Origin of the sequence: Pseudomonas sp. NBRC 111138, assembly GCF_001320835.1 — a bacterium.
Lineage (GTDB): Bacteria > Pseudomonadota > Gammaproteobacteria > Pseudomonadales > Pseudomonadaceae > Aquipseudomonas > Aquipseudomonas paracarnis.
Map to the genome: position 1 here is coordinate 41,310 of NZ_BCBO01000096.1, position 25,502 is coordinate 66,811.

Genomic DNA, 25,502 nt, shown 5'->3' on the forward strand with positions numbered 1-25,502 from the left:
ACCGCAGACCGCGACATGAAGCGCAAATGCACTGGCGGCTTGCGGATCTGGCGGAGGCGGTCAGTGAGCGCAGTGGACAGCTCTATCTCACCACGATTTATTCGCTCAGCAACCTGGTTCTGAAATGCGAAAAAGAAGAGGGTGATGTGTTGGCAAAAGCGCAGCAAGCCGCTGCCGGCATTCACCGAGAACTCAAGTCATCGCTGGGAGATAATGGGTTCGATCTTATCGTCGTGGATGAAGCCCATTATTTTCGCAACGCTGATGGAGGGTCACAGCGTGCCAAAGCAGCCAGAAAACTTTTCGGTGAACCGGGCAATCGACTGGGGCAGAAAGTCTTGCTGCTGACCGCTACGCCCAGTCATTCCTCGCTCAAGGATATAGCGGCCATTCTTGGCTACTTCATCGATACTCCGGTCGACGGGCGACAACTAGAGCCGGATGAGCTTCTAACCAAATATGCGTTGCGGCGTCTACGTCTGATGCAAGGTGCACAGGGCTACCGCAACAAGTACAACTATCGTCATGAAAAAGCCTTGCCGGCAAGCTTCCAGGACAATCCTGAAGCCGAGATGTTCTTCGCGTTGTATCAGAAAAAACTCATGCAACAACAGGGGCAGGCTGGTGGCAATCGCAGGTTTTTGTATGGCTACCTCGAAGGATTCGAATCCATTGGCGCCAAGCTGGATGCCGACGTTATGGATGCTGCACAGGCGGAACAGGATCACTCCACACAGGCATTCTCTGGCGCTCCGGATACGAAGATTCTTAATCATCTAACCCAACTGCACCGTGAGTATTTCCCCAGCTATCCCGAGCATCCTAAATACGACACGCTGATGTGCGAGTGCCAGCCTAAAGATGTTTTTGATACGCGCATGGCTTTGCACGAACACAAGCATCTGGTGTTTGTGCGGCGGATCGCTTCGGTTCGGGAAATCACCCAGCGCTTGAATGCAGCGAGTGACCAGATGCTGGCGCGACGAATTGTCCAGGCCTGGCAACCGGAAGATCAGGAGCGAATAATAGAGCGGTGGCGGAAGAATGGTTGGTCGCGTAGTTATTTCAATCAGTTTGTTAGGCAGCAGGCATCTGAGGATTTGGGCGATCAGGATCTGTTGGATGATCAGGATCAAACAGATGTTGCCGATGCTCAGGAAGGCGATGAAAAACTGGCCTCCCGCATTGCTGATCTGTTTGTAGTGAAGAAGAATCGCAAGGAGCGCAGTACGGACTGCTCGAATTTCAGTTTGCGATTGCGCAAGCCCGAGAGCCTGTTCTCTTTATTGTTGGAGCCGGCAAGTGATTACCGTCGAGGCGGGTATACGCAGTATGACCGCAAACATGTTGGCGAGCGTGATCGCGACGACTACGGTACGGCGGCGCTGCAGGCGCGTCTTGCATCGCACCAAGGGGGAGCGAGTAGCAGCGAACTGGGGGATCGGGCCGGCCGAATACAAATCGATTACGACAGACCAATGCCGAGCCTGTGGAGTCTGATGTATGAAGGCCTGCCCGAAACTACGCGACAGAGATTGAATGTCTGGCTGGACCCCGAGACGGGAAATCGAGGTATCGCCGAAAACTTCGGCAATTACGTGAAAGCAGGCTTCCTGTTTGCCAGCCCCGTAATCATCGAACTCTATAGCTGGTTCACTGAGTTTCGTCGCACCTCTCATGGTGGCGATGCTCAGCAGCGTTACCTTGCTTTTGTCAATTGGATGACACCGCGTTTGCCAAGTTCGCTGATCCGGAAGTACTTCATCGCGGCCCTGGATTCTTTCGAGCAAATCTGTGAAAAAATAACCGATCATGCGCTGGCGGACTGGCAGAAAGATTGGCGCACGCTCACCAGTTTGCAAAGCCCTGCCTGGTTCGCCAGTGGTCAGTCAGGTAACCGGCAGCGGCTGATTCTTGGCTTCAACAGTCCTTTTTATCCAAACGTGCTAGTGGCGACTTCGGTATTCCAGGAAGGAGTGAATCTGCATCTGCAATGCCGCAAGGTGCATCACTATGGTATCGCTTGGACGCCTGGTGACAACGAGCAGCGAGTAGGTCGTGTGGATCGGCTGTTCGGTCGAATAAACCGGCAGTTGCAAGAGCACGGAGAGGCTGAACTGGCGATTCACTATCCCTATCTCACACGTTCGTTCGACCAGGAGCAATTAGCCTCATTCGTATTGCTCAAGCATGCGGTCGAGACGCGTATGGACGCCTGCCGTCACACCGAGTTTAACGACGAGATCGATCTGCGTAATGTGACGGACGATTGGGAACAGTACCTGCGCAAACCGGTTGGGGGCATGCATACCGATGACCCATTTCCTGCGTGTTTTGAGGATAAGTTTTTGCCAAAAAAAGCCTATCTGCCGCGTGCGTGAATCTTCTCGGCAATCCTTCAGGGGGTTTTAACTGCATTGATTAGCCCTCTCCGCTATGTAGGACAAAGCTGGTGTCAATAATTTTACTCGGACCCTCTGGTCAAAAAGGCCCAAATTGGCAAGGTGGAATTATTCCTAATAGCTAGCCTCATAATCAGCTTCGGTGAGCGGGATTAGCTGTGTCGCTACTGCACTTAGCTTGACTTGCATTTGCGGCCGGAAGGTAAGTTCTCTTGGGAAAGTACTGCTTTAATAGTCCGTTCAGTTTCTCATTCGTCCCAGTGCAGTCGGGGTGTCTTTTCTCCACGGGCCGTCGGGGACCACCGTTCTACTCTCGAAACCTTCAGTTTGTCGCAGCAAATACTGTCCGGTGATGGAAGTAATAGTCTTCGTAGCGGCTTTGCAGCAGTGACAATGACAGCAGCGTGGCAATGCGGTTTTCGACACCATGTTCCTTGCACAGCGCCGGCAGGCTTTGAACCAGACAGGCGAAGCTGCCGGTAAGGGCGGACTTGGCCACCTCATACGGTGCTGCAAGCTGCTGATCAAGGTGCTGCTGCAAGTCTTCGGTATCGTGTGCCAGGCGATTGATCGTGTGCTGTGCCGTTGCGAAGAAATTACGCACCGGGCCGATTAACTGTTCCATCTCCTTCTGCCAGTAATGCAACCACCATTGCGCTAACGGGTGCCCCGGTGCAAGGGTAGGCACGTTCCAATCTTCGAGCGTTGCGGTGTCGGCTGCCAATTGCCGAAGCCAAGTCTTGAGAACCTTTTCGCGAAGTTGTGGGGCCTTCAAATCCATTAGCCGGTACATGTTCATACCCGCCACGAATTCCCCACCGAGGCGTGCCTTGTCCAGCAGAAGCTTGCCGCGCTCCAACAGTTCTGCGGACTCGAGTAACCCTGGACTTATGTCCCATTCGGCAGGCCAGCTTTTGAGCGTCACCGCCCATGGGTTAGCATCGAGAGGGGCCGCAGAGTGTCCGAGCGGGGCGAGCAGTCGGTTCCAGAATTGATCGCGAAAGCGTTGAAGATTGTCGGAGGGCAGGTCTTGGAAGTCGATGCAGAAAACGTCCAGTTCCAGTTCATCCGCCACACGATCAAGCTCCTCCCATAACCGGTAGGCCAGATCCTGCGCACGTTTTTTGAGGTGAACCGCATCCATGTCCGGGCAGGCGGTAATCACCATGAGCAGCTTGGCCCGGCCTAAAAACCTCACATCGTCGTAGGCTTCGGCCAGGGCCGACATGAAATCCTTCAGGTGATCGGCATTGGTTGCGCCATCAAGCCGGGCGGCCTGACTCACATAGACCAACGCCAGGTTGTGGAAACCGGTCATCAGTGATGCCGCGTTCAACTCTGCGATCTCATCGTCACCGGAGTTCCAGCCGGGGGTGTCGATCACAAAAAGGCGTTTGGGGCTCTTGTCGTCACCGTAGCCATCGCCGTTGGGCAGGATTAGCCGCGGCTCATTGATCGTCAGGCGCAACCTGTGCAGCATCGGGTCCAGGTGGGTGAGCTCATTGCGTTCGGGAAAATGGTCAAAGGCTTCGAGAGTAATGGCCGGTGAATAGTCATGCTCACGCTGGATCAAGGTCAACGCTGGCGAGTCGCCGCAGGTGATTTCCAGTGGCAAACGGGTCTGGCGCTCAAGGGAGCTGATCGGGAACAGTGCCTGTGGAATTTGATCGCCAAACAGCTCTCGCAGCAGGCGCGTTTTGCCGGCGGAAAACTCACCGACGAACCTGGCGGTGAGGACTCCGTCTTGCACAGGGGGAGTGTTCATCACGCTTGCGCTGAAGGACAGTAGGTGCTGCTGTACCGCCAGCGAACGGGTGAAGCCAATGTTTCTAGGCACTGCATTGGAAGTCATGGCATTCATACACAGAAAGGTTCAGAGAGCACGCCGATCAATTGATCTGCGTTCCAGACGATGCGTTTGGCAGCATCTTGCCAACCCAGGCGGGAGAGGGTGGCCAGTTGTTCGGTATCCAGGCACTGCGTCACGAAACCGAGCAAACGGTTTCGCAGCGTGGGATCAGCCAGAACGCCTTGTTTCCATTCATCGCCTGCTTGTACCAAGGCGATGAGATTTGATAATCCGCTGCGGCACGCTTGATACGCCTCGCTGTTATCCGACAGCAACAAAGGTACAAGCAAAAGGTGATGATTTTTCGGACCCCAGTATTGCGGATCACGGCAAAGGTCATCGTTTTGCACCGCCGACACGGTTTGGTAAATCAACTGTTCGGCTTCACCGGCGACAGTGGCCGAAACGTTTGCCCCAATACGTTGCACCGCTTGCCAGAACATCGGTTGCGCGCGAAGCAGGTTCTGCCGGCACACGGTCAAGCCTTCATCGAGCGCATCATCAAGGACACGGGCATAGAGATGAATGCGCGCGCAGTCGAGCAGCAACTGTTGTGTCCGTTCACTCACGGGGCCATCGAGCCAGGGCTCGGCCAGCACGGCGAGTAAGGCGGGAGCGTGCTCGGCCACCGCCTTTAGTCGCTGAACGGCATGGCGGGATGCAACATTGTTGTCGGTCAGATGAATGCGGCTGATGTCGTCGGACAGCTGCTGTTCAAGACGGCTGACGATGTCTTGCATGGACGTTCTCTTTTATTCGCCCTGATGGGGCAAGGTCGGCGAAGCGACAGTTCTCATTCAATTGCCATAAAGCTGCTTGAGTAAACGGCCCAATTGTGGGGGAAGTCCCGAGATGCTTTCGGCAGGTTTTTTCACCTCGTGATTTTTTGGCTGAATGTTTTGCCATTGAAGCAGTTGCGCTTGCATCGTTGCGATTTCGGCCACCGTTTTAACGTGCACCGCCGTCGTGGCCAGTTGCCTGAGGTAATCATCGCAGTGGCGGTGCAGTGTGTGCTCAAGCAACTGACAAAGCCGGTTGTGCCTTGCCTCCTCCAATGAAGCAACGGCCTGCAGTTCGGCAGTCTTTGCCGACGATGACCTGCTCGCCCGTGATTTCCCAGCTTTTGGTTGTGCTTTAGCTTTGGTTTGACGCGATGCCATGGGGGAACTCACTTATCCAGATCCAGAAGCGACAGGTTGTCGAGATCATCGTCTTCGATGGCCTGACGCGATATGGCCGAGCAAATTTCGATCATGGAAGGCCCGACGATGCGGGCAAAAACCCGTTGACCTTGAAGATTTCCAGGTAAGTCCAGGCGTTTCTTGAACAAACCAGGATCACCCTGTTTCAACGCACCGGTATGCGCTTGTGGCGACTGGGAGTGATAGAGATTGAACACCCCCTCGCTTGGCGCGCCGAGTTCGTGCCACTGCTCATACTCACTGCCTTGAGCGACGACCACCTGAAAGTGCCCCTGGCGAATTCGGCCCACATAATGTGCAAAGTGCGCTTCGTCGCCCGACTGCTCCTGCGAACGGTTGATCACTTTGACCGTACTGCCCGGACACAGGCGTAACAGCCCCAGTGCGACACCGGTCTTGGCGGTCGGCGTAAACGGCGTTTGCTCGCAAGCCGGTAACGGCTCATGGATAGTCAGCGACAGGCTTTGCCCGGGGAACAACTGATTGGCATAGCGGCACACCCGTGCCAGGGATTCGCTGGCATGAGTCTCGGCCTGACGGCCGGTTTCGAGCGCCTTGAAGGTGCCCAGAACCCAGTGCGATCGACTGGCGTTACCGGCCAGTAATACCTGAACGTGATCAGGTTTGCGTTTGGCGAAGGCTTTTTCGAAGGCCGCAAGGAAATTGTAAATACCCTGTTCGACACGCTGTTCCAGATAGGCGTTGAGTTCTTCGAGGGGAATGGTCAATTGACAAGGAACCTTTTGCCCTTCGCGGTCCAGCAGGTCCAGGGTTTCGATGCCGCAAGTGCTGTCCAGTGCGCCGTTCTCCCACAGCGGGCGCAGCCGCGCCATCAGCATTACTGTATTGGTTGATGCGGCCTGGGTCTGTTCGAGGAACATTTCGCTGCCGGCAAAGTCGTCAGCATCCAGCGGTCGGGTGAAGGCGATGCGATGTTTACGGCAGGTATCGAGGTTGTGACGCAACACCCGGAACGCCAGGTGCTCCAGCAGATTTTCGCCGCCGAGGAACTTGTCTCCGGCCGCGCCGAAGTGTTCGAACACTTCCTCCTTGCCTTCGTCCTCTTCCTCTGGGGTGGGCAGGCGATAGTAGCCAAAATCGAAATCGGTGGTGCCGCCGCCAAAGTCGAACACGGCGTAAGCAACGCCCTCAGGATGAGGTTTGATACCCAGGTACGGCATGATACCAGCGGCATAGGCGGCCGGCTCCGAAGCACGCTCTTCAACGGCGAATCGAGCGAACACCGGTTCGCCGACCAGGCTCGCAGGCAGGCTGCGCAACAGGCCACGGCGAAATGAGGCGAGGATCTTTTCCTTGACCTCGCGCGGGTAGCCGACCGGGAAAGTCATGTAGTAGCGCAGGAACAGGCCGCGACCGCGCCAGTTGATATTCAGGCCAAGAAACCAGGCGTACAGCTCAATCGGATCGAACGGGTCCTGCGGGCTTACACTCATGGCCTGGCCGCGCACCGGATTACGCAAGGTCAGGGCGGCGAGTTCGTGCTCCATCCCCTGAGGTTCCTGCCGATCGCTCAAGCGTACGCGAGGGGTGGTGCTTTCGCGCAAGGCCCAATGTTTGATTTTGGCCAGGGTGCTGGCGACGACGCGTGGGTTGCCGTTGTTGTCGCGAAACGTCTGCAATGCCGCGTGGGAGCAGCGTACATGGTCCCAGGACACGCCAGGGCGAAAGGTCTCGCTCTGCCAGGCTTCGAGCAGTCCGGGGAAATTGATGAACTCCAGCAGCGTCGGGTTCTCGTAGTGCTCCGGGCGCTCCTGCTCCCAATAGTTGCCCAGACCGACCCGCAATAGCTTGTGCTGGTCATTGTCGTCGTAGGCCACCACCGTACTACTGGTGCCAAAATCGATGGCCACATTGCAGTCCTGGACATCCAGTGCAGGGTTGCGGGCACGTACGCCTTGCTTGGTCAGCAGCTCTTCATCCTTGCCCCAGAACTCCCACAAACCTTTGTTGGGATCGGTGAATTGCATGGAGTCTAGCTTGGGCAAGCGGGCCGACACGTAATCGATATCGAAATACGCTGCCTGAAGGTCGGGCACGTCCTGCAGCATGTTCAGCGCCAGCAGCTTTTCCTGGGGCGTGCATTCGCGTAACTGCCACCCTCGTTGAAGCGCTGTCCCCACGACTTCCATCTTGCCCTTGCCCACCAGCCAATCGTTACAAGCCAGCAGGGCGCCCGAGCGATGCCCAACCAGCTCACAGCTATCGAGGTCGACATTGCCATTTGAGGTGACCCAGTTATCCTTATCTAGCAGACGACTTTTTACCCCCTTTCGCAGAGGGTTGGCAGCGTCATTGGCGAATGCGGTGAGTTCGCGCTTGGTCGGCAGGCGCCAGTTCGACAATCTTCCGACCTTCGAGGCGGCTGCCTTGGTTTTTCCTTCGGCGACGTTGAATGTTGCGCCGATGTCCGGAGTGGCATCCCACAGCAGTCCCGTATTGCTATCGTAGATCATGGTTTTCTGGCTGGAGTCGTCGAGCAGCACCCACCAGAACGGCTGCTTGTTCAGCGTTTCAGCGACGATTTGGGTCAACGTTGATATGTAATGCTTGTACAGAAAGTCGGGGATGATCTTTTCCAGGGTATCCATGCGCAAGTGTCCTTGGTCTGCAAAATAACGATATCGGCACGCTAGGTGCGAACCAGTGGTTTGCGCTGTAGTTGTCCGGCCGCGTTGCGCAGGCCAGGCAGCCATTGCGCGCTTACGGTGTCACCATGCAGCGTGCCGCGCTCGTGGGACAGCGGATCGAAAGGCGTGCCGGTCTGTACGGGTTGCAGACTGGCCTGATGCTCATGCCACACGAGATTGTGCAGCGCCAGGCAACGGGCCAGGATTTGCTGCTCGGTCGCTGATGCATGGCGTTGTTCGTCTTTGCATCGTGCGGCCAGGCGATCCCAGAGCAGTAGCAGTTGATCCCACTGCGAGGCGACGGCGATCAACCGTACCAACTGACGCTCGACCGGTTCGTCAACGCTTAGCCAAGCTTGCTTGAGGGCAGGGTCCATATTGATGCAGTCGAGCAATTCGCGCTCCGGGCCAAAGGCTTGACACTCAACGGTAAGGGGGGCAGCCGAGGGTGATGGGGCGCAGAGCTCGCGGAGCGCCTGCTGCACCTGTTGGTCGGACGCAAGCAAGGCTAGCAAGGTTGTGCGGACAGTGCCTTGCAGCGCGGAATTGGGGAGCTGTGGCTTATCTTCGTTCACGCAGAAGTCTCCAGCAACATCTGCATTGAACGGCGAACCTTCAGTTGGTAAGGCAGTTGGTGACAGAAGGCCACGATGCTGGCACGGTCTTGATTGCTCAATTGAAGGAAGCGCTGTTTCATGTCCAGCACTACCCATCCATCCGGTTCCGCGTAAGGTGAGGGGATCACGGGGACATATGTGCTGCCGGCCAGTACGGCCAGTTGGTCAGGGGGCACCGTATTCCAGAAGTTGTGATAGATGATGGGCAAGTAAAGGCTCAGTAAGTCCATGCTGGCGGTGGCCCTTTTCTTCCGTTCACGCAGTTGCTTGTTTTCCTGACGCAACTGATTCAGCTCGTTGAGTCCAATGCGCTGTTCCAAGGCCTGGGTGCGCTCGGCCAGCAAGTCGAGGTAACGGAACACCACCGCAGTTTCGGTGAATGATCCGAGAAAGCGCTCCAACTGTTCGGACGGGGCGGAGTCAAGAGTCTGCTGGGCTGATGGGTTTGCAGAGGTCATACAGGGTTGCTCTCGGGCGTATACGCAATGAGCCCGCTTCGCCTTTTATGGGAAGCGGGCTGGGCGGTTCAGTGCAGCGTTTGTAGGGTATGTTCCAGAGCCAGCGCCTGCTCGCGCAAACGAACGAGGGTGACCTGTTTGTCGTGAGCGCTGGCTTGGGATTGGGCAGTGAGCAGATCAATGTCCTGCAGGCGCTCATTGAGCAGCGCTTCGACGCGATCCTCCCAATAACTGCGGACTCGATTGTGCAGAAGCTCGTCCATGGCCGAGGCCTGACGGTCGAAGCTTTGCAGCCATTGGGTCCTGGCTTTTTCCGAACTGCGCCGCAGTTGGTTGAGGCGCTCCTGCTGCAAATGCTGCAGAGCCTCACGATGCTTTTGTTCGGCTTGCAGCTTGAATCGCTCCAGCTCGTTCTGTAAGCGTATTTGTTCTTTCTGGCTCTGTTCCAGTGCCCAGCCGGTCAACTGGCGTTCGTTGGCGATGTCTTCATTGCGAGCCAGGGCTCGGCGCAGCGTCTGACGTTGTTGCTCCAGTTCGGCGATTGCCGCTTCGCGCTCGGCCATGGCATGAGCGTCGACCACCTGAACTTCGGTGGGGCCACCCAAGGCATTGCCGACGCGTTCGCCCCAGTAGCTCAGAGACAGCATTTCCAGGCCGCCGAGCTTGTCCATGATCGGTTGCGGGATGCCTTTGACGGTGGAGCTTCCCTGCTGAACACCTTTGACGACCTTGACGGTAGTACTGATGGTCTTGGCCAGTTTCCCGGTATTAACCGCGATCTTGGCAACCTTGGCCCCTTTACCGATCAGTGCCGCAATCTTCGCTCCGGCCGATGCAGGGTTGACGAGCATCAGGCCAATGTCGGCAACCTCTCCTACCATCCGTCCAATGAAGGCCCCACTGAAATTGCCCGTCTGTTGCAGCGTCATCGGCAGTGGTTGGCTCGTGAGAGCCTGTTGCTGATGGGTCAGCACCTGCAGGCTCTGCTCATGATCGTCCATGTCCTGGACCTGCAAGGCTGCCTGCTTCTGCGTCATCACTTGCTGAGCTTCCTGCTGCTCGTTCAACGCCTGTTGCAACTGAGTCAGTCGGCCGATATCGATAAAGTCCTCGGCGGTCACCGTTTCCGGGGCGGGCAGGCGCAGGTTGAACTCGACGATATCGGCCGCGGGCAGTTCGAGGGTGCCGTAGCTCTGCGAGAGCTCGCTGAACTGTCTGGCGATATTTCGTATGGCGGCCGCTAATTGCTGGCTACCTTGCTGACCGAAGCGCTCCCATTCGGATTCTTCAGAGAGGGTGACGGCCTGCTCATCGAGTTGCTGCGCCAGGTGTTGACGTTGCTTGCCCAGGCTGACGGTGGCTTGCTGGCTGAGGCGGGCGCGGTCTGCTTGCTGGTCGCCATACAGGTTGGACTTGAATTCGGCCAGTCGCTGTTTGCGCTCGACCAGTGCTTGATGCAGGGCTTGTGCCTGCTGTTCCGAGTCGACCTCGCAAGCGCGTTGCTGATCGGCGTTTTGCCCGAGAGCATTCTGCAAAACCGGGCGCAGCTCTGCTTGAAAACGACGCAGGCGTATGCTCTGAAGATCGTCGCGTGCACGCTGCACGAACTCCAGAATGTCTTCGCGCCCCAGGCCTTCGCGATGGCTGGTCGCCAAGCGCGCACGCAAGCCAGTGGTGCTTTCGATTTGCTGGGCCCACTGTTCGAGCGACGGGGCTCTTTCACCCCGCGCAATAGCCGCTTCGATTTCATCCCAGTGACTGACCAGTACTTTCACGCGCTTGCCGGACTGCTGCACGATTCTTAGCGTGTCCATGTCAGCGGCGGAGGGACCACGGGGGCTCAATAGGTAAAGCACTGCGTCAGCCTGACGAACCTGAGACAGGGTGTATTCGCGATGGTTGGCAGAGGTGCTGCCCAACCCCGGCAGGTCGATGATGGATACGCCTTTGAGCCAAGGCTGAGGCAGTTCCAGCACCGCGCACGCCGCGCCATGAGGGGCATGGGTGGTGACGTCGGCAAATTGCGCCTCATCCAGTGGCGATTGACTGCCATCCCGACCAACCAACGACATGCCCCGGTCGGCGGCATATTCAATGAAGGTGGGCAGGGCGGTTGTCTCTTCGAGTGCGGTTTGCAGCAGCGGCTCTTGCAGCAGCATGTTCAACAGGCTGCTCTTTCCTACGGAAAAGCTCCCCAGCAGAGCCAGGCGCAAAGGGGTATCGGCATGAAGGACTTCAGCGGCCAGGGCCTCGACCGGCTGTTGCCAGTCGGTCGGCAGACTGGACAAGAGTTCATTCAGAAATGCATTAGGCTGTGACATGGTCGCTCCTTCAGGCCTTCAGCGCATTTTGGGTGATGGTCATCAGGTCGTCGATATCTTTACAGGCTTGCTCCAGACGCGATCTGCGCTGGGTAACATTCAGCTTGCCCTGTTCCAGCAGCGAATGGATTTCTCGGCGCTTCTCCAGCTTTGCGTTCAGCGGCTCGAGATACTGCTCTTTCACGCAATCCTGCAGCGCCTGCATTTGATCGGCGAAAACGTTGTTAATGGCATCCTTCACATGATTTTCCAGATGGCGAATGCGCTGTTCCAGCTGACCGGCGGTGTTTTTGATCAGGCGTCGGGTCGTTTCCTTGATCAACTCGCCCTCGGCGGCCTGCGACTTTTGTTCGAACAGCGCCTTCTTTTTCTCGAACTCGGACACTTCGCGCTCGTACTTCTTCTGAGCCTTTTCCATTGTCATGCGCATGCCGGTCTTGCGCTCTTCCTCGGCGGCGATCTGATGCAGACGTTTTTCTTTGTCCTTCAGAGAATCCATCAGTTTGTCCCGCTCCTCCTTCCAGGCTTGCACGTTGCTGTGGTCGGTGTACGGTACTTCGCCATAGGTATCGTCGCTGTACATACCGCCTTTTTTCACCACTTCGCGGCGCGAAGACGCTCTCGGGCTCGGCTGCCCGCCCAGACTGTCGTGCATGCGCTCGACGCGAGACAAGGCCTGGCGTGCCAATTCCAGTTGGGCTGCATTGGACATGTATTTGGACATGTCGCTTTCGATGCTGTCGATCTGCTCATTGCGGGCGGCAATTTCCTGCTCCAGGGCCATTGCTTGCTGGCGGTGCTGTTCGATTGCGCTGAAGTCGAGCATGAATTGAGTGTCGAGCGATGGCATCTGAACATCCATCTTGCTCATCTCACCTCTGATTCGACCTGCGTGTTTTTCCATCTGCTTGCTGTAATCGGCACTCAGCCCGTCCAGCGCCTTGGCCAATTCCTGCTTCTGCCTATTCCATGCGTCGCCGACCTGTGCTGAGATGGATCGGAACTGCTCGTGCAGATCGTCCGGCAGGGTCACGGTCTTGACCCGTTTCTTGATCTGTCGCTCCACATAACCGGCGTCGACCTGGTTCTCGATATCGGCTTTGAGCTCGGCCAAGGGGCTGATCAATTCGCGCTGAATTTTTTCGACCAGTATCCGGGCCGCGCGATCATGTTCTTCTCGCGAATCTCGTGCGACGGCTTCGGACTCCTGTTCGAGCAACTGGGTTTCCAGGTCAAACTGAGCAAGTTCACGTGCTCGCTCTTCAAGGCTCTTGTCCGACTCCAGTTGTTGCAGCTCATCTTGTAGCGTTTCGGCCAGTTGTTGCTGGATGTGGAACATCTGTTGCATCGGCTTGCTATAGAGCTGTTCCAGCGCTTCACCGTTGGTAAACATTTCAGCAATACGCAACGACAGTTGTTCAATGCCCGACTGTTTGCGCTTATCTGGATCGCTCTCCATCGCCCAGTGAGCGCTGACCGGGATCAGATGATTCTTGTCAGTCAGTTGCTTGTACTCATTATCGTCTTGCAGATGGCGGCGGAAGTTCTGCCGCACAACGTCCAGCTTTTCCTCAATACGCTGCTCCACCGGCACGCGACGCTCACGTGCGTCGTCGGGTGCCAGTACCTTGTCCCACCAACCAATGACTGTGACAAACTTTCGAAAGTTGTTGCGCAAGGTTTCTGTTAGAAATTCCCATTCCGTAGCGGCGCCACCGAGCTGTGTGGTGTTTTGAACCCATAGGGCTATGTGGGCTTCGGCAATGGCTTTGCGAGTGATGGCTTCGTGGTGTTTGATCACCGTTTCCAGGCCTGGGGTGTCCACCAAAACCAGCCCCTTTTCGAGCAAGGGGTGGTCCATGAACGCCTCGATATAGTCCAGCGTCTGCCGAACATCGGCGTGGCTTTCATCCAGTTCGGTGCCCCAACGCTCGAGCGCCATGTCGTCATTCCATGGCACTTCCTGCACTGGTCTTCCATCTTGGAAATGGATGCGAATGAAGCGCTCGGTGCGATCGGCAGGCAGCATGCGTACGAAGGTGTTGATGGCGGTGGTGGCTTGCAGGGCGGTCGGCAGCAACTCAATCCCCAACAGCGCGTTTACCAGGCTTGACTTGCCACGGGAAAACTCACCCAGCACGACCAGGCGTACGGCATCTGCATTCAATGCATCCAGCAATTCGGCAAAACGGGCATGGGAAGTGCGTAGCTTGTCACTTCCGAACTCATTGAACAGGCTTTGGGTGCGGCTGAGGAACTCCTTGGCCACTTTGATTTTCTGCTGACGCTGTTCGAGGCCTTGAGTCAATATGTTGGTCATGGATTGTTATCTTTCTCAGGTTGTCTGGCGGCTTGAAGCTTGTGCCGATAAGTAAGAAAAGGTCTTCCGCGAGGAGATGCACGACGATTGTTTAAGCATTCAGCAGTCGCTGGCATTTAACCTGACGTGCAGGAAGATAATTGACGGATCAACGCGCAGGGTGTCGGAAGCGAATTCGGTTGGGACCGATGCTCAGAAAATTGATTAGGGTTGAGCAGCATGACTGTGTCTCCTGACAAAAGGTTGTTCCTTACCCGAGAGGCATCTCACAGGTCTGGGTGCGTCCGAATTGCTGACTTGGTCAAACCTGAAGTTTGAGTTTGACAGGTGTTCGCGACAGGTTGTGTCGTCATGCGTTGACAAAGTATTCCTGGCTGACATCCTCCGGATGTCACGGATGCAATGTGTATCTCGGCAGCACATTGTTGTTAGTCGTAAGGAAGTGTCATGGATCCAAGCCACTAATTTATGGCTTTTTGATATTGATTGTCCATTTCAAGACTTGCTTAGACGGAGCGACGTTAGCTCAGCCGAGGTGAGTCCTAGAGCAGGATTCAGAAAAATTACTGATGGGTGAATCGTGCCGATGACCGCCTCAGTATCAGCCAAGGCGTAGTCTATCGGAAGGGTTGAGCATCGGCGTTTTAGATAAGCGCCGAGCTGTTTCATTTTCTTCGTTCACCACATTCCGTCGTTCGTAGGGCTGCCGTCTCGGCTCTGCTGGTCGCCGTAGATTAGGACATCACTGTTGACTCGCTCTAGGTCTCGGGCGTCGAAGTCGACGAAGGGGGGGCGGGAATAATCTTGCTCAAAGGGGTAAATGATGTGCGCGAAGCCACTGATATCCTGCTAGCCGGCCGTAGACATGTGCTAGAAAAAGTCCAAGTGAAATTCGCTGGCCTTAATAAGACCGTCGCCATTCAGCTGTCCAATAACGGCGCTGCGAAGCTCCCCGCAGTGCTACCGAACGATCTTCTTCGTCATTTCGTACTTCCTTTCCTCGCGGAGACAGCTGAAGGAGTTCATTTAGGTGGCTCTATCGCTTCTCTTGGCTGCTTGGCATATACACTGAGAGTGCGGGGGCCGAGCCCGATGCACAGTCCAGGCAGCCGGCTGTCATGGTCGAGTGATTGTTTATCACTGGTTGAAGTCTCTCGTTAGCGTATTGAGACGACTTTTCGATCTTGGTTCTGGCTGAGGGCCGACACTGACAGGCTCCCAGTGGCTGCTTCCTGAATGTGCTTGCTCCACCAGTCCATCATAGGGCGTATGCGTTCGATATAGTCCGCCCGGTTGTAGGCACTGCGAACCTCGTCCTTGTCCACATGGGCAAGCGCCACCTCGATCAACTCAGGATCCCAACCGTGCTCGTTGAGAATAGTGCTAGCCATTGAGTGCATGCCATGGCTCACCAGGCGTCCCCTCGAAACCAAACGCGTTAGCGTCATGTAGCTAAGGAATGGCTGACCCATTTACGTTGAGGGTCACAAAATTGGCCCATTCAGTCATCAGCATACGGCGCTTTTCCAGCAAGTCACTGCGCCAATAGGCAGCTTCTGCCCCATGCGCAACCACGTGAGCCAACGACATCTCGCAGACCTCGCGCGCGTGGTGCGTACATTCAGCCGCCCAATCCCGGAACGTGCTGCGAAAGCCGTGAGCCGTGATGACATTGTCATTGCTGTCACGCCAACCTTTCCCCTGACCCTCTCGATCCTTTTGATCCATGCGGCGCAACGTCATCAGCATGGCCATATTGCTAATCGGTCGACCCTTGCGGGCGCCTGGGAACAGCAGCGAGCTGCCTGCGATCCGCGGGAGCCCTTCCAGCAAGGCTATAAGTGCATCGGAGAGCGGCACAGTATGGGGCTTGCCAGTTTTCATTCGCACCGCAGGAATCGACCATAGCTTGGCTTTCAAGTCGATCTCACTCCAGTTCGCTTCAAGCACTTCACTGGTTCGGCAGGCCGTGAGGATGGTCATTTTGAGCGCGCTGGCAGAGAGTCCTTCCACACTATTAAGTGCCTGCATAAAGCGAGACAACTCCGAGTAGGGCAGTGCCGGGTGGCTTTGGGTGCGTTTAGTCTTGGCGCTTGGTGGTAGCAGTTTGTCTAAGTGTCCACGCCAGCGGGCTGGATTTTCACCGTCTCGTAATCCACGTGCTTTAGCGGCATCGAGGACCAGTTCGATCCGGTTGCGTACCCGGCTCGCTGTCTCGTTTTTGCTGCTCCAAATAGGCTTCAGGATTTCGAGAAGATGCTCGGTGGTGATCTGACTAGTCGCTAGCTCACCGATAATGGGGGCGGCGTAAGTAGCCAGTGTGTTTGTCCACTGTTGGGCATGTTTGACGTTTTTCCAGCCGGCACGATGGGCCTCTATGTAGTCGTTGGATACGTCTTGGAACGTTACGGATTTCCTTATGCGATGGTGCTCAGCAGCCTGCTGTGCTATGCGCTCATCATCACGCGCCTGCAGCGGGTCAATGCCGTCCCGCAGTAGGCGCCGATTATCACTGCTTTTTTGTCGAGCCTCCTTAAGACCGATTGCGGGATAGGTGCCCAAGCCCATTTCTCTTCGCTTTCCCGCAAGCTGGAAACGCAGCACCCAATATTTCTTCCCGTTGGGTTTGACCAAGAGGCGAAGGCCGTCTCCATCTTCGTAGGTGCCCGCGGTCGTTAGATTTTCAATTTGCTTAGCCGTCAGCTTTCCCAAGTGAGTATTCCTTTATCGATTCTGTCCCCCCACTTGTTCCCCCACAAAGGCTAGGAAGGTGACGAACGTTAGTGGATGTCTTGAGACGATGATAGGCTTATTATCCCTTTAAAATAAAGGGATAGCGAATTTTCATGGTTGTTGATGGATGTTAGTTGGGCGGACTCCTTCACCGCCAAATTCGATGTAAACAAAACCCCTGGTTTCGAAAGAAACCAGGGGTTTTGTGATTTCTGGGGTTTGAAAGGTACAACTTTTATCAGCTCAGTTGTCTGGCCTTTCAGTCTGCGGCCCCATGACGTCACACCCTATGCCTAAGCCCGCCCTCAATGCCTATGCCGATGATGCACATCCGGAAAGTGCGCATGGCTATGCCTCATCACTCCATGCGCATGCTCATGGCTATGAGGCACCTTCGAGTCCCACTCAAACCCATGCTCATGTTGATGATGCTCATCATGCACATGCCAGTGCCCATGTTGCGTTGCCTCATGCACATGCTCATGGGCATGCCGCTCCGTCAGGTGCAGCCACACGCCCACGGCCATCAGCGCCGAGGCAATCCAGAAGGCGACGGTCACCGACTCGCCAAACACCAGTAACGCCACTGCAGCACCGAGAAAGGGTGCCGTGGAGAAGTAAGCGCCGGTACGCGCGCTGCCCAGCCCGCGGAGGGCCAGCACGAACATCACCAGGCTGATGCCATAGCCGAGGAAACCTACCAGTAGAATCGGCGCCAGTTGCGCCATGCCCGGAATCTGCGCCCCCAGGTAAAGCGCCAGGCTGCAATTCACCAACCCCGCAATCAAACCCTTGGCGCCAGCGATAAAGAGCGCGTCAGACGCCGACACCTTGCGCGTCAGGTTGTTATCAATGCCCCAGCACAAACACGCCAGCGCAACGGCGAGCGGTCCGGTCCAGTCCTGATGGCTGCTGTCAGCACCGGACCACGACAACACCACGCCGCCCAGCACAATGGCGAGCATGCCGAGGACGATGCGTCGGTCGGCGTTTTCGCGGAACACGACCCAGGCGATCACGGCGGTCAGTACCGACTCAAGGTTGAGCATCAGGGAGGCGCTGGCGGTGGTGGTGCGGGTCAGGCCGAACATCAGTGCAACGGGGCCGAGGAGGCCGCCGAAGGCGATGGCGCCAAGTAGCCAGGGCCATTCCGATGGGGTTAGCCCGGTAGGTTTCCAGCCGCGATCACGGATCAAGCGCACACCGGCAAGGCCAATGCCGCTGCCGAGGTAGAGCAGGCCGGCGAGCAGGATGGGCGAGAGGCCCAGGCCAAGACTTTTGGCGAGCGGGGTGCTGGCGCCGAACAGGGCGGCGGCCGCGAGGGCGTAAATGATGCTGAGGTTCATGGGCCATCCTCGAAAGTCAGGCCCATGATACGTCGCTTGCCGGGGTCAGCGCCCTGGCAATTTCGTACTTTATTGCGCGGTTTTCAGCTTGATCACATCACCGGAGATTTTGGTGGTGTAACCGTTCAATACCCAAGCCCAGAACCACTTTTCCTGCACTTGTGTGTTGATCAACGCGTCGCCGCCCTTGGCCTTGATGGCTGCATCGTGGGCGCGTACGAAGCGGTTGTTCTGGCCGATGGGGATGACGCCCAGCAGCATGATGCCGGTGGCGCTGGCTTCGCTGTGGCCGAGGACGGTGTATTGGCTGGCGTCGTATTGCTGGGTTTTCATGGCGGTGCCGGTGCAACCTGCCAGGGTGAAACCAAGTACGGCTGCTGCAACGACTTTACTGACGTATTTCACTCATAACTCCATAGGTTCAATCTCGAGATTCAATTCTCGGGGGGGCGACACTCTAAGCGCTCAGTTGGCAGATTGAAATCAATCAGCGAGGCTGGGTCGCAGTCTGGCGGGTACTGCGCGGTGATCCCATTGCAGCCTGGTTGGGGCTCGACAGCGCCCACATTTATTCTTCGGCGTGTCAGAGATGCAGCCACGCCAGGCCACCCAACATCACCGCCACCCCGCCGGCGGTGTACGACATGCGTTTGAGCCATTCCTTGCGCGTGAGCAGGGTAATCGCCGCCAATGAAATCGCGATCTGAATCGCCGTCATCGCCTGGGCCCAGCGATGGTGCTGGTGCAGCGCTTCCTCGGATTTGTGGTCCCAGTCCCGTGAAGTGGCCTCAAGCGTTTCGGCCTGTTTACGCACTTCTTCCTTCTGGCGCTTGTAGCGCTCGATCTCCGCCTGGTAATGCGCCGCATCCACGCCGGGAATATGGCTGGCCAGTTCTGCCAGGTTCTGGCGGCTGGATTTGGCCTGGTAGTAGTTCCACTGGTTAGCGGCTTCGGTCTTGATGATGGCGGCGTTGTTCTTGTCCATCGCAGCTTCACTTTCGCTGGAGCCGGCCTGATAGCTGAGCATGGCACCGACGGTCGCCATGATCGCGGTCATCACGGCGATACGACTGGCAAAGCTATCGCCGCGGCCGTGAGCATGCTCGGTGGTGTGTTCAAGGTGTTTTTCGTGGGGGCTGGGAACTTCGAAGGCTTCGGACATGGGGCGACCGCGAACGGATTGAGGTGCGCTGATTGTTCACCAGCGCAGCTGTCTCAAGCCTGTACGTAACGCTGCAAACCTGCCACCAGTGCATCGAATGTCACCCGGCAGCGTGGGCTGTTGCGCAGGTCTTCGTGCATGCTGACCCAAGTGTCCATTTTAAACGCGAAGCCGTCAGGCAGCACTCGGCGCAGACGTGGGTCGCGCTGGGCCAGTTGTACCTGGCACCCACCGATGCCGGCACCGGCGCGGATCATTGCCAGTTGCGCCAGGTCGCTGTCGCTACTGATGGCGAAGGCGTTGCGCTCAAAACCCTTGATTGCCAGGCTGCGGATAAATGCAGTGGCTTGATCAAAGCCGATGACGGAGTGGCCGGCCAGGTCGTGCATGTGTTGGGGAATGCCGTGTTGCTGCAGGTAATCGTCACGGGCATGCAGGCCGACTTCGATCAGGCCGATACGCCGCGCCAGCAGCTGCTCCTGGCTGGGGCGCACCATGCGCACGGCAATGTCGGCTTCCAGCTGCAGCAGGTCGCTCAAGCGGTTGGTCAGCACCAGTTCCACCTTCAGGTGCGGGTGTTCCCGGTGCAATTGCGTGATGATCGGCGGCAGTACCTCCACACCCACCACTTCACTGGCCGATACTCGTACCACGCCGCGCACCTCATCGCCTTGGGACGAGGCGGCGCGTTCAAGGGCGGCGGCGGTACGCGCCATGGTTTCTGCATGCGCCCGCAGTGTGTGGGCGACCGTAGTGGGTAATAAGCCTGAGGGCGAGCGGGTGAACAACACGACGCCCAGCGCCGTTTCCAGCGCGGCGATGTGCCGCCCTACCGTGGGTTGGGTGATGCCGAGCTGCCGTGCGGCCCCCGACAGCGATCCTTCCTTGAGTACACCGAGAAATGACCGGTAAAGCTCCCAACCGATATTCGTAGCCATACATAAATGTATAGCGGCTCGATACTCTTGGGCAATTCCTCTATAGCTGTTCCGCATCCAACATACCCTCATCAACCAACAGTGGGAGAGGGTGATGAGCAAGGTTCTGGTTTTGGGTGCAACCGGTGGCATTGGTGGCGAAGTGGCGCGGCAGTTGAGCGCGGCGGGCTGGGAGGTGCGGGCGTTGACTCGGGATCTGATCAAGGCTCGCAGCCAAAATCCTGTTTTTACGTGGCTAAAAGGCGATGCCCTGAATCGCGACGACGTGATCGCGGCCGCCCGGGGCTGCGCGGTAATCGTGCACGGCGTCAATCCGCCGGGTTATCGCAAATGGGCCGAGTGGGTGTTGCCGATGATCGACAACTCCATTGCGGCGGCCATCTGCGAAGGCGCGACAGTCGTGCTGCCCGGCACGGTCTACAACTTCGGGCCGGATGCATTCCCTGTGCTGCACGAAGACTCACCCCAGCACCCGCTGACTCGCAAGGGCGCGATCCGTGTGCAGATGGAGCAGCGCTTGCGAGCCGCTTCCACTCAGGGCGCCCGGGTGGTGATTGTGCGCGCTGGGGATTTTTTCGGCGCCAGGGTGGCCAATAACTGGTTTGCCCAAGGCTTGGTCAAACCCGGCAAACCGGTGCACACCATCCGCTACCCAGGCGATTACGGCGTGGCCCATCAATGGGCTTATCTGCCGGACGTAGCGCGTACAATGCTTGAGTTGATTGAGCGTCGTGCCAGTCTTGGCGCCTTCGCCTGCTTTCATATGGCTGGGTACATGGATGCGGACGGTACGCAGATGGCTAAGACGATCCAGCGTGTGGTGCTGCGCAGGACGGGCCAGCAACCCAGGGTCGGCGCGTTTCCCTGGTGGTTGTTGAACTGGGCGGCGCCTTTTGTCGTCACCGTGCGTGAGATGCAGGAGATGCGCTACCTGTGGCAAACACCGTTGCGCCTGGATAACCAGCGCCTGCTCGCGACGCTCGGCCATGAGCCCCACACACCGCTGGAACAGGCGGTGGAGGCCACCCTGGTTGGCCTGGGTTGCCTGCCTACTTGCGTTTGATCAGGCGTGCATACACGGCGAGGTTGACCACCACCACCACGGCCCCCAGCACTAATTGAGTATTCGCAGTCAGCCCGGCTGGGTAGATCATCGTCAAAATGTAATGCTCGATAAACCCACCGCCATAACCATCCTGCCCTGCCAAGTGGCGAAACAGGTTTTCCCAACGGGTGAGTGGGCAGGGCAGGTGCAGCACCTCCACCGCGATGCCCCAGGCAACGGCGGGCAGGTGCAGCCACATTACCCTGGGCCACTTCAGGGTGAGCAGGCCGCCGAACAGCACGAACAGGATAAAGGCCAGGTGGAACAGCACGAGGCCGTCGGCGGCTAGGCGGTAGAGCATGTTTGAGCTCGATGTGAGGTGAAGGGGTACGTGAATTTTTGCAGCGCGCCGTTATAGCTCCAGTTGACTGGCATTGATACCGAACGCTTTGGCTATCTTTTCCCGCGTGGTGCGGCGGGGTTTGCTGACCGCTTCCTGCTGGGCAAATGCCGATTGTGAAATACCCAGGCGTTTGGCGACTTCTTCCTGGGTCAGGCTCAGATGCTCGCGCCACGCGCGAATAGGTGTTGCGCCATCCACCAGGCGGCTGACTACCGCATGGGGTATCAGGTTTGGATCGTTTTGCTGCGCCACATAGTGTTCATAGGGAATCACCACATAGGCTGGCTCGCCCTGCGTATTGTGGATGATCTGTACGGCAGTAGGTTCGCTCGTCACGTTTTTTACCCTCTTGGATGCTGACGACCTGGGTGCTGCCGTCCCAGTCGAAAATGCTGATGGTACGAATGCAACCGAAGCAATTATTTGACGGCTTTTCGCGTCCATTGGATTGAGTTTATGGAAGCTTAATAAGTCTTTTATAAGGTTTTCAATCGATATTTTCAGAACCGCGTCAACGGGTCATGAATCAACGGTCGTGGCCCACGAAGGTTGCTTGCAGGCAACGAGGGCCGTTATTGTGCTGAATCCTTTTAGTCCTCGCCCCAAGGTTGTGTTGTGATGAATGCACCGCGTACCGCTGTCCCGATCAAAGCCGTTATTTTCGATATGGACGGGTTGTTGCTGGATACCGAAGGCATCTACACCGAAGTCACGCAGATCATTGCCGAACGCTATGGTCGTACCTACGACTGGAGCATCAAGCAGCACATCATCGGGCGGGGTGCCCAGGATTTGGCCGATTACGTGGTCAAGGCCCTGGACCTGCCGATCACGCCCGCCGAGTTTCTGGAAATACGCGAACCGCTGATGAGCGAGCGCTTTCCCAAGGCCCAGGGCATGCCCGGCGCCGAGGCGTTGGTGCGGCATTTGAAGGCGCACAATATTCCGATTGCGGTGGGCACCAGTTCATCGCGTAACTCGTTTGGCCACAAGACCACCCTGCACCGTGAATGGTTTGGCCTGTTCGACACCATCGTCACCGCTGACGACCCGGAAGTAGGCGCTGCCAAGCCCGCGCCGGATATCTTCCTCACCGCCGCGCGCCGGTTGGGTGTAGCGCCTGAGGATTGTCTGGTGTTCGAAGATTCGCCTTTCGGCGTGACGGCCGCTAAGGCTGCGCACATGACCGCTATTGCGGTGCCCGATGAGGCGATGGCTGACAGCAAGTACCAGCATGCTGACCAGATTATTCGCAAGCTCGCCGACTTTGATTTGGCCGCCTACGGCTTGCCCCCCATGGCCTGACCCCGCGCGGTCAAAAATGTGGGAGCTGGCTTGCTCGCGAATGCAGGGTGTCAGTCAGTAGATTTATCAACTGACTCACCGTATTCGCGAGCAAGCCCGCTCCCACATTTGGGTTGCGGTTCTGCAAAAATCAGGCGCTGAAACCACCATCGATGGTCAGGCTGGCGCCCGTGATATAGCCGGCTTCCGGCCCGGCCAGATAGGCCACAAAACTGGCAATCTCCTCCACATGCCCATACCGTCCCACCGCCATCAACCCGATCAGACTTTCGGCAAAATCACTGTTCGCCGGGTTCATATCGGTGTCCACCGGCCCAGGCTGCACGTTGTTGATGGTAATGCCCCGTGGCCCCAGGTCCCGCGCCAATCCCTTGGTCAACCCCACCAGCGCCGCCTTGCTCATGGCGTAGGGCCCGCCACCGCCAAAGGGCATGCGTTCGGCGTTGGTGCTGCCGATATTGATCACGCGGCCGCCTTCACCCATGTGTTTGGCGGCTTCCTGGGTGGCGATAAACACGCTGCGTACGTTGATCGCCAGGGTCTGGTCGAAGTCTTCCAGCTTGAAGTCTTCCAGCGGCGCGATGGCCAGCACGCCGGCGTTATTCACCAGGATATCCAGGCGTCCAAACGCCTCGACCGTGGCGTTGACCGCAGCGCGAATCGCCGTGGCATCGGCGCTGTCGGCGTGAATCGCCAGAGCCTGACCCCCTGCGCTGATCACCTCGTTCTGCAGTGTTTCAGCCTTGGCGGCCGAGCTGACGTAGGTAAAGGCAACCGCTGCCCCCTGGTCGGCGAGGCGCTTGACGATGGCGGCGCCGATGCCGCGGGAACCGCCTTGAATCAAGGCGACTTTGCCGGTGAGGTTGTGTGTGGTCATGTCGATCTCCGAGGTAGTTGATGGAGCGAGTATCGACCTCACCCGCGCTGCTCGGTAGCCCGTGGTTGCTATAGTCTGTGTAAACCAAAAGTTTAGAGTTTGGCGATATGGAAAGCTTTGGCAGTATCGAATGCTTTGTGCGCAGCGCCGAGGGTGGCAGCTTTGCCGAGGCTGCTCGGCACCTGAGCCTGACCCCGGCTGCGGTGGGTAAAAGCGTTGCCAAGTTGGAGGCGCGTCTCGGTGTGCGGCTGTTCCAGCGCAGCACTCGGCGTCTGGCGCTGACCGAAGCCGGCAAGATGTTCCTGGCGGAAGTCAGCGGCAGCCTCACCACCATTCAGAATGCGGTCGCCAACCTGGCCAGTGCCGAAGGGCGGCCGGTGGGCACGCTCAAGGTCAGCATGGGGCCAGTGTTCGGTAACCGGTACGTGGTGCCGTTGCTGGGCGAATTTATGCGGCGTTGTCCGGATATCAGCCCGGACTGGCATTTCGATAACCGCCAGGTCGACCTGATCGGGCAAGGCTTCGATGCGGCCATTGGCGGCGGGTTTGAGCTGCCCCAAGGCGTGGTGGCGCGCAAGTTGACCCCGGCGCACCGGGTGCTGGTGGCGTCGCCGGATTACCTGGCGCGGTGCTCGCTGGTGCTGGCGCCCGATGACCTGTCGCACTGCCTTGGCATCTTGATTCGCTCGCCGCAGACTGGCCGGGTGCGTTCATGGCAACTGACCCACCGTGAGCGCGAGCACAGCCCACTGGTACTGAAGCCAGCCATGACCATGAGCGACTCCGAAGCCGCCTGCTGCGCCAGTGCCCAGGGCCTTGGCATCGCGCTGGTGAGCATGCCAATGGCCGTGCCGTTCCTGGACAGCGGTGCGTTGGTGCGTGTGTTACCCGACTGGTATGTGGACGACGGCAATATTTCCATCTACTACGCAGAGCATAAATTGCTGCCGGGCAAGACGCGGGCGTTTGTGGATTTCATTATTGAGCAGTTCGCCGAGCAGAAACTGGCTCAACGGTTCAGTGCTATCTGAGCAGGGCCTTGCATCGAGTCGTGGCCATCGCGGGCAAGCCCGGCTCCCACAGTGATCGCAATCCAATGTGGGGGCCGGGCTCACCCGCGATGCAGGCGCATCGGTCTACCGCCCGAACTTGCCCGGCCAGCCGATGACCTTCTTCGGCCGCGGTGTCGCATAAGTTCTGACCTTCGAAGTCGACAACCCCAACCGCACCAACGACTCGGCCACCATCACCGCCGCCGCTACCCCGTCCACCACCGGCACCCCGGTGCGCTGACGGATCTGCTCATCCAGCCCTGCCATGCCGCCGCAGCCCAGGCAGATCACCTCGGCCTTGTCGTCGCGGATGGCCAGTTCGGCCTGGCGCACGATGGCCTCCATGGCGCCCAGCGGGTCTTCTTCCAGTTCCAGCACCGCCATGCCGCTGGCGCGCACCGAAGCACAACGCTGGTAGAGGCCGGCGAGTTTCAGTCGGTCTTCAATCAGCGGCACAGTGCGGTCCAGGGTGGTCACCACCGAGTAGGCGTGCCCCAGGAACATCGCGGTGCTGGCCGCCGCTTCGGTGATATCCACCACCGGTACATTGAGCAGTTCCTGCAGGCCTTCACGGCCATGTTCGCCATAGCCGGCCTGGATCACCGCATCAAAGGGCTGGTCGTAGGCCATTACCCGATCCATCACGGCGATGGCTGCCAGATAGCTTTCAAAGTTGCCTTCCACCGATTCTGCGCCGAAGTACGGGGTGAGCCCGACAATCTCGGTGCCCGGTGAAGCCACGGCCCGTGCTTGCTGGGCAATGGTGTCGGTGATGGATTCAGTGGTGTTGACGTTGACCACGAGGATACGCATGGAAAGTCCTT

At 57.6% G+C, this 25,502-nt stretch carries 21 protein-coding genes and 1 pseudogene; 4 read left to right on the forward strand and 18 right to left on the reverse strand.

Annotated features, from left to right (window positions below):
* The first annotated feature begins 26 nt into the window (after nt 1–26).
* Nucleotides 27–2,381 (forward strand): DEAD/DEAH box helicase, encoded by a 2,355-nt coding sequence (locus APH41_RS18400; RefSeq protein WP_218187868.1) that lies wholly within the window; start codon nt 27–29, stop codon nt 2,379–2,381.
* Nucleotides 2,382–2,724: 343 nt separating this feature from the next.
* On the opposite strand, the gene APH41_RS18405 is transcribed toward APH41_RS18400, so the two are convergent.
* The 14 genes and pseudogenes from APH41_RS18405 to APH41_RS18470 all read right to left on the reverse strand — a co-directional run bounded on the left by APH41_RS18405 (nt 2,725) and on the right by APH41_RS18470 (nt 19,996).
* Complete coding sequence (locus APH41_RS18405) at nt 2,725–4,017, reverse strand: hypothetical protein (RefSeq protein ID WP_177333580.1); 1,293 nt, start codon at nt 4,015–4,017, stop codon at nt 2,725–2,727.
* Nucleotides 4,018–4,259: 242 nt separating this feature from the next.
* Nucleotides 4,260–4,991, reverse strand: coding sequence for a hypothetical protein (locus APH41_RS18410; protein WP_054920573.1), 732 nt, complete (start codon nt 4,989–4,991; stop codon nt 4,260–4,262).
* 57 nt (nt 4,992–5,048) lie between these two features.
* On the reverse strand, nt 5,049–5,411 hold the full coding sequence (locus tag APH41_RS18415) for a hypothetical protein (RefSeq protein WP_054920575.1): 363 nt from the start codon (nt 5,409–5,411) through the stop codon (nt 5,049–5,051).
* An 8-nt stretch (nt 5,412–5,419) separates the two neighbouring features.
* Nucleotides 5,420–8,062 (reverse strand): hypothetical protein, encoded by a 2,643-nt coding sequence (locus tag APH41_RS18420; protein ID WP_054920578.1) that lies wholly within the window; start codon nt 8,060–8,062, stop codon nt 5,420–5,422.
* Nucleotides 8,063–8,103: 41 nt separating this feature from the next.
* Complete coding sequence (locus APH41_RS18425; protein WP_156359068.1) at nt 8,104–8,496, reverse strand: hypothetical protein; 393 nt, start codon at nt 8,494–8,496, stop codon at nt 8,104–8,106.
* Between the two features lie 176 nt (nt 8,497–8,672).
* Nucleotides 8,673–9,176 carry a hypothetical protein gene (locus APH41_RS18430; RefSeq protein WP_054920582.1) on the reverse strand — a complete coding sequence of 168 codons (504 nt, stop codon included), beginning with the start codon at nt 9,174–9,176 and terminating at the stop codon, nt 8,673–8,675.
* Between the two features lie 68 nt (nt 9,177–9,244).
* Nucleotides 9,245–11,497: a dynamin family protein gene (locus APH41_RS18435; RefSeq protein WP_054920584.1), complete on the reverse strand. Its 2,253-nt coding sequence runs from the start codon at nt 11,495–11,497 to the stop codon at nt 9,245–9,247.
* Nucleotides 11,498–11,507: 10 nt separating this feature from the next.
* Nucleotides 11,508–13,676, reverse strand: a complete 2,169-nt coding sequence (locus APH41_RS18440) for a dynamin family protein (protein WP_177333581.1) — start codon at nt 13,674–13,676, stop codon at nt 11,508–11,510.
* A 1,298-nt stretch (nt 13,677–14,974) separates the two neighbouring features.
* Nucleotides 14,975–15,244: pseudogene (locus APH41_RS18445) on the reverse strand (integrase); the annotation flags it as partial.
* A 25-nt stretch (nt 15,245–15,269) separates the two neighbouring features.
* The gene (locus APH41_RS18450) at nt 15,270–16,529 is read right to left on the reverse strand and encodes an integrase arm-type DNA-binding domain-containing protein (RefSeq protein ID WP_054920591.1); all 1,260 of its coding nucleotides are present in this window, start codon (nt 16,527–16,529) and stop codon (nt 15,270–15,272) included.
* A gap of 326 nt (nt 16,530–16,855) precedes the next feature.
* Entirely contained in the window at nt 16,856–17,896 is a 1,041-nt protein-coding gene (locus APH41_RS18455; protein WP_054920593.1) for a DMT family transporter, read from the reverse strand.
* A 69-nt stretch (nt 17,897–17,965) separates the two neighbouring features.
* A complete protein-coding gene (locus APH41_RS18460) occupies nt 17,966–18,301 on the reverse strand; it encodes a hypothetical protein (RefSeq protein ID WP_054920596.1) in 336 nt (111 codons plus the stop codon).
* Nucleotides 18,302–18,479: 178 nt separating this feature from the next.
* Nucleotides 18,480–19,058 carry a DUF4337 domain-containing protein gene (locus APH41_RS18465; RefSeq protein WP_003193347.1) on the reverse strand — a complete coding sequence of 193 codons (579 nt, stop codon included), beginning with the start codon at nt 19,056–19,058 and terminating at the stop codon, nt 18,480–18,482.
* A gap of 53 nt (nt 19,059–19,111) precedes the next feature.
* The gene (locus APH41_RS18470) at nt 19,112–19,996 is read right to left on the reverse strand and encodes a LysR family transcriptional regulator (protein WP_054920598.1); all 885 of its coding nucleotides are present in this window, start codon (nt 19,994–19,996) and stop codon (nt 19,112–19,114) included.
* Between the two features lie 94 nt (nt 19,997–20,090).
* Between APH41_RS18470 and APH41_RS18475 the strand changes: the two genes are divergently transcribed.
* Complete coding sequence (locus tag APH41_RS18475; protein ID WP_014719514.1) at nt 20,091–21,059, forward strand: NAD-dependent epimerase/dehydratase family protein; 969 nt, start codon at nt 20,091–20,093, stop codon at nt 21,057–21,059.
* Here APH41_RS18475 and APH41_RS18480 read toward each other — a convergent pair.
* Together APH41_RS18480 and APH41_RS18485 are read right to left on the reverse strand one after the other, a co-directional pair.
* On the reverse strand, nt 21,046–21,402 hold the full coding sequence (locus APH41_RS18480) for a DUF2784 domain-containing protein (RefSeq protein ID WP_014719513.1): 357 nt from the start codon (nt 21,400–21,402) through the stop codon (nt 21,046–21,048). The two genes, APH41_RS18475 and APH41_RS18480, sit on opposite strands and share 14 nt — an antisense overlap.
* Nucleotides 21,403–21,453: 51 nt before the next feature.
* Nucleotides 21,454–21,780, reverse strand: coding sequence for a helix-turn-helix domain-containing protein (locus tag APH41_RS18485; RefSeq protein WP_014719512.1), 327 nt, complete (start codon nt 21,778–21,780; stop codon nt 21,454–21,456).
* Nucleotides 21,781–22,062: 282 nt separating this feature from the next.
* Here APH41_RS18485 and APH41_RS18490 point away from each other — a divergent pair, with 282 nt between their 5' ends.
* Nucleotides 22,063–22,749, forward strand: a complete 687-nt coding sequence (locus APH41_RS18490; RefSeq protein ID WP_054920599.1) for an HAD-IA family hydrolase — start codon at nt 22,063–22,065, stop codon at nt 22,747–22,749.
* Between the two features lie 130 nt (nt 22,750–22,879).
* On the opposite strand, the gene APH41_RS18495 is transcribed toward APH41_RS18490, so the two are convergent.
* A complete protein-coding gene (locus tag APH41_RS18495; protein WP_054920601.1) occupies nt 22,880–23,626 on the reverse strand; it encodes a 3-oxoacyl-ACP reductase family protein in 747 nt (248 codons plus the stop codon).
* Nucleotides 23,627–23,733: 107 nt separating this feature from the next.
* On the opposite strand from APH41_RS18495, the gene APH41_RS18500 reads away from it, so the two are divergent.
* Complete coding sequence (locus tag APH41_RS18500; protein ID WP_054920603.1) at nt 23,734–24,657, forward strand: LysR family transcriptional regulator; 924 nt, start codon at nt 23,734–23,736, stop codon at nt 24,655–24,657.
* Between the two features lie 105 nt (nt 24,658–24,762).
* Here APH41_RS18500 and APH41_RS18505 read toward each other — a convergent pair whose 3' ends face one another.
* The gene (locus APH41_RS18505; RefSeq protein WP_054920606.1) at nt 24,763–25,491 is read right to left on the reverse strand and encodes an aspartate/glutamate racemase family protein; all 729 of its coding nucleotides are present in this window, start codon (nt 25,489–25,491) and stop codon (nt 24,763–24,765) included.
* Between the last annotated feature and the right edge of the window lie 11 nt (nt 25,492–25,502).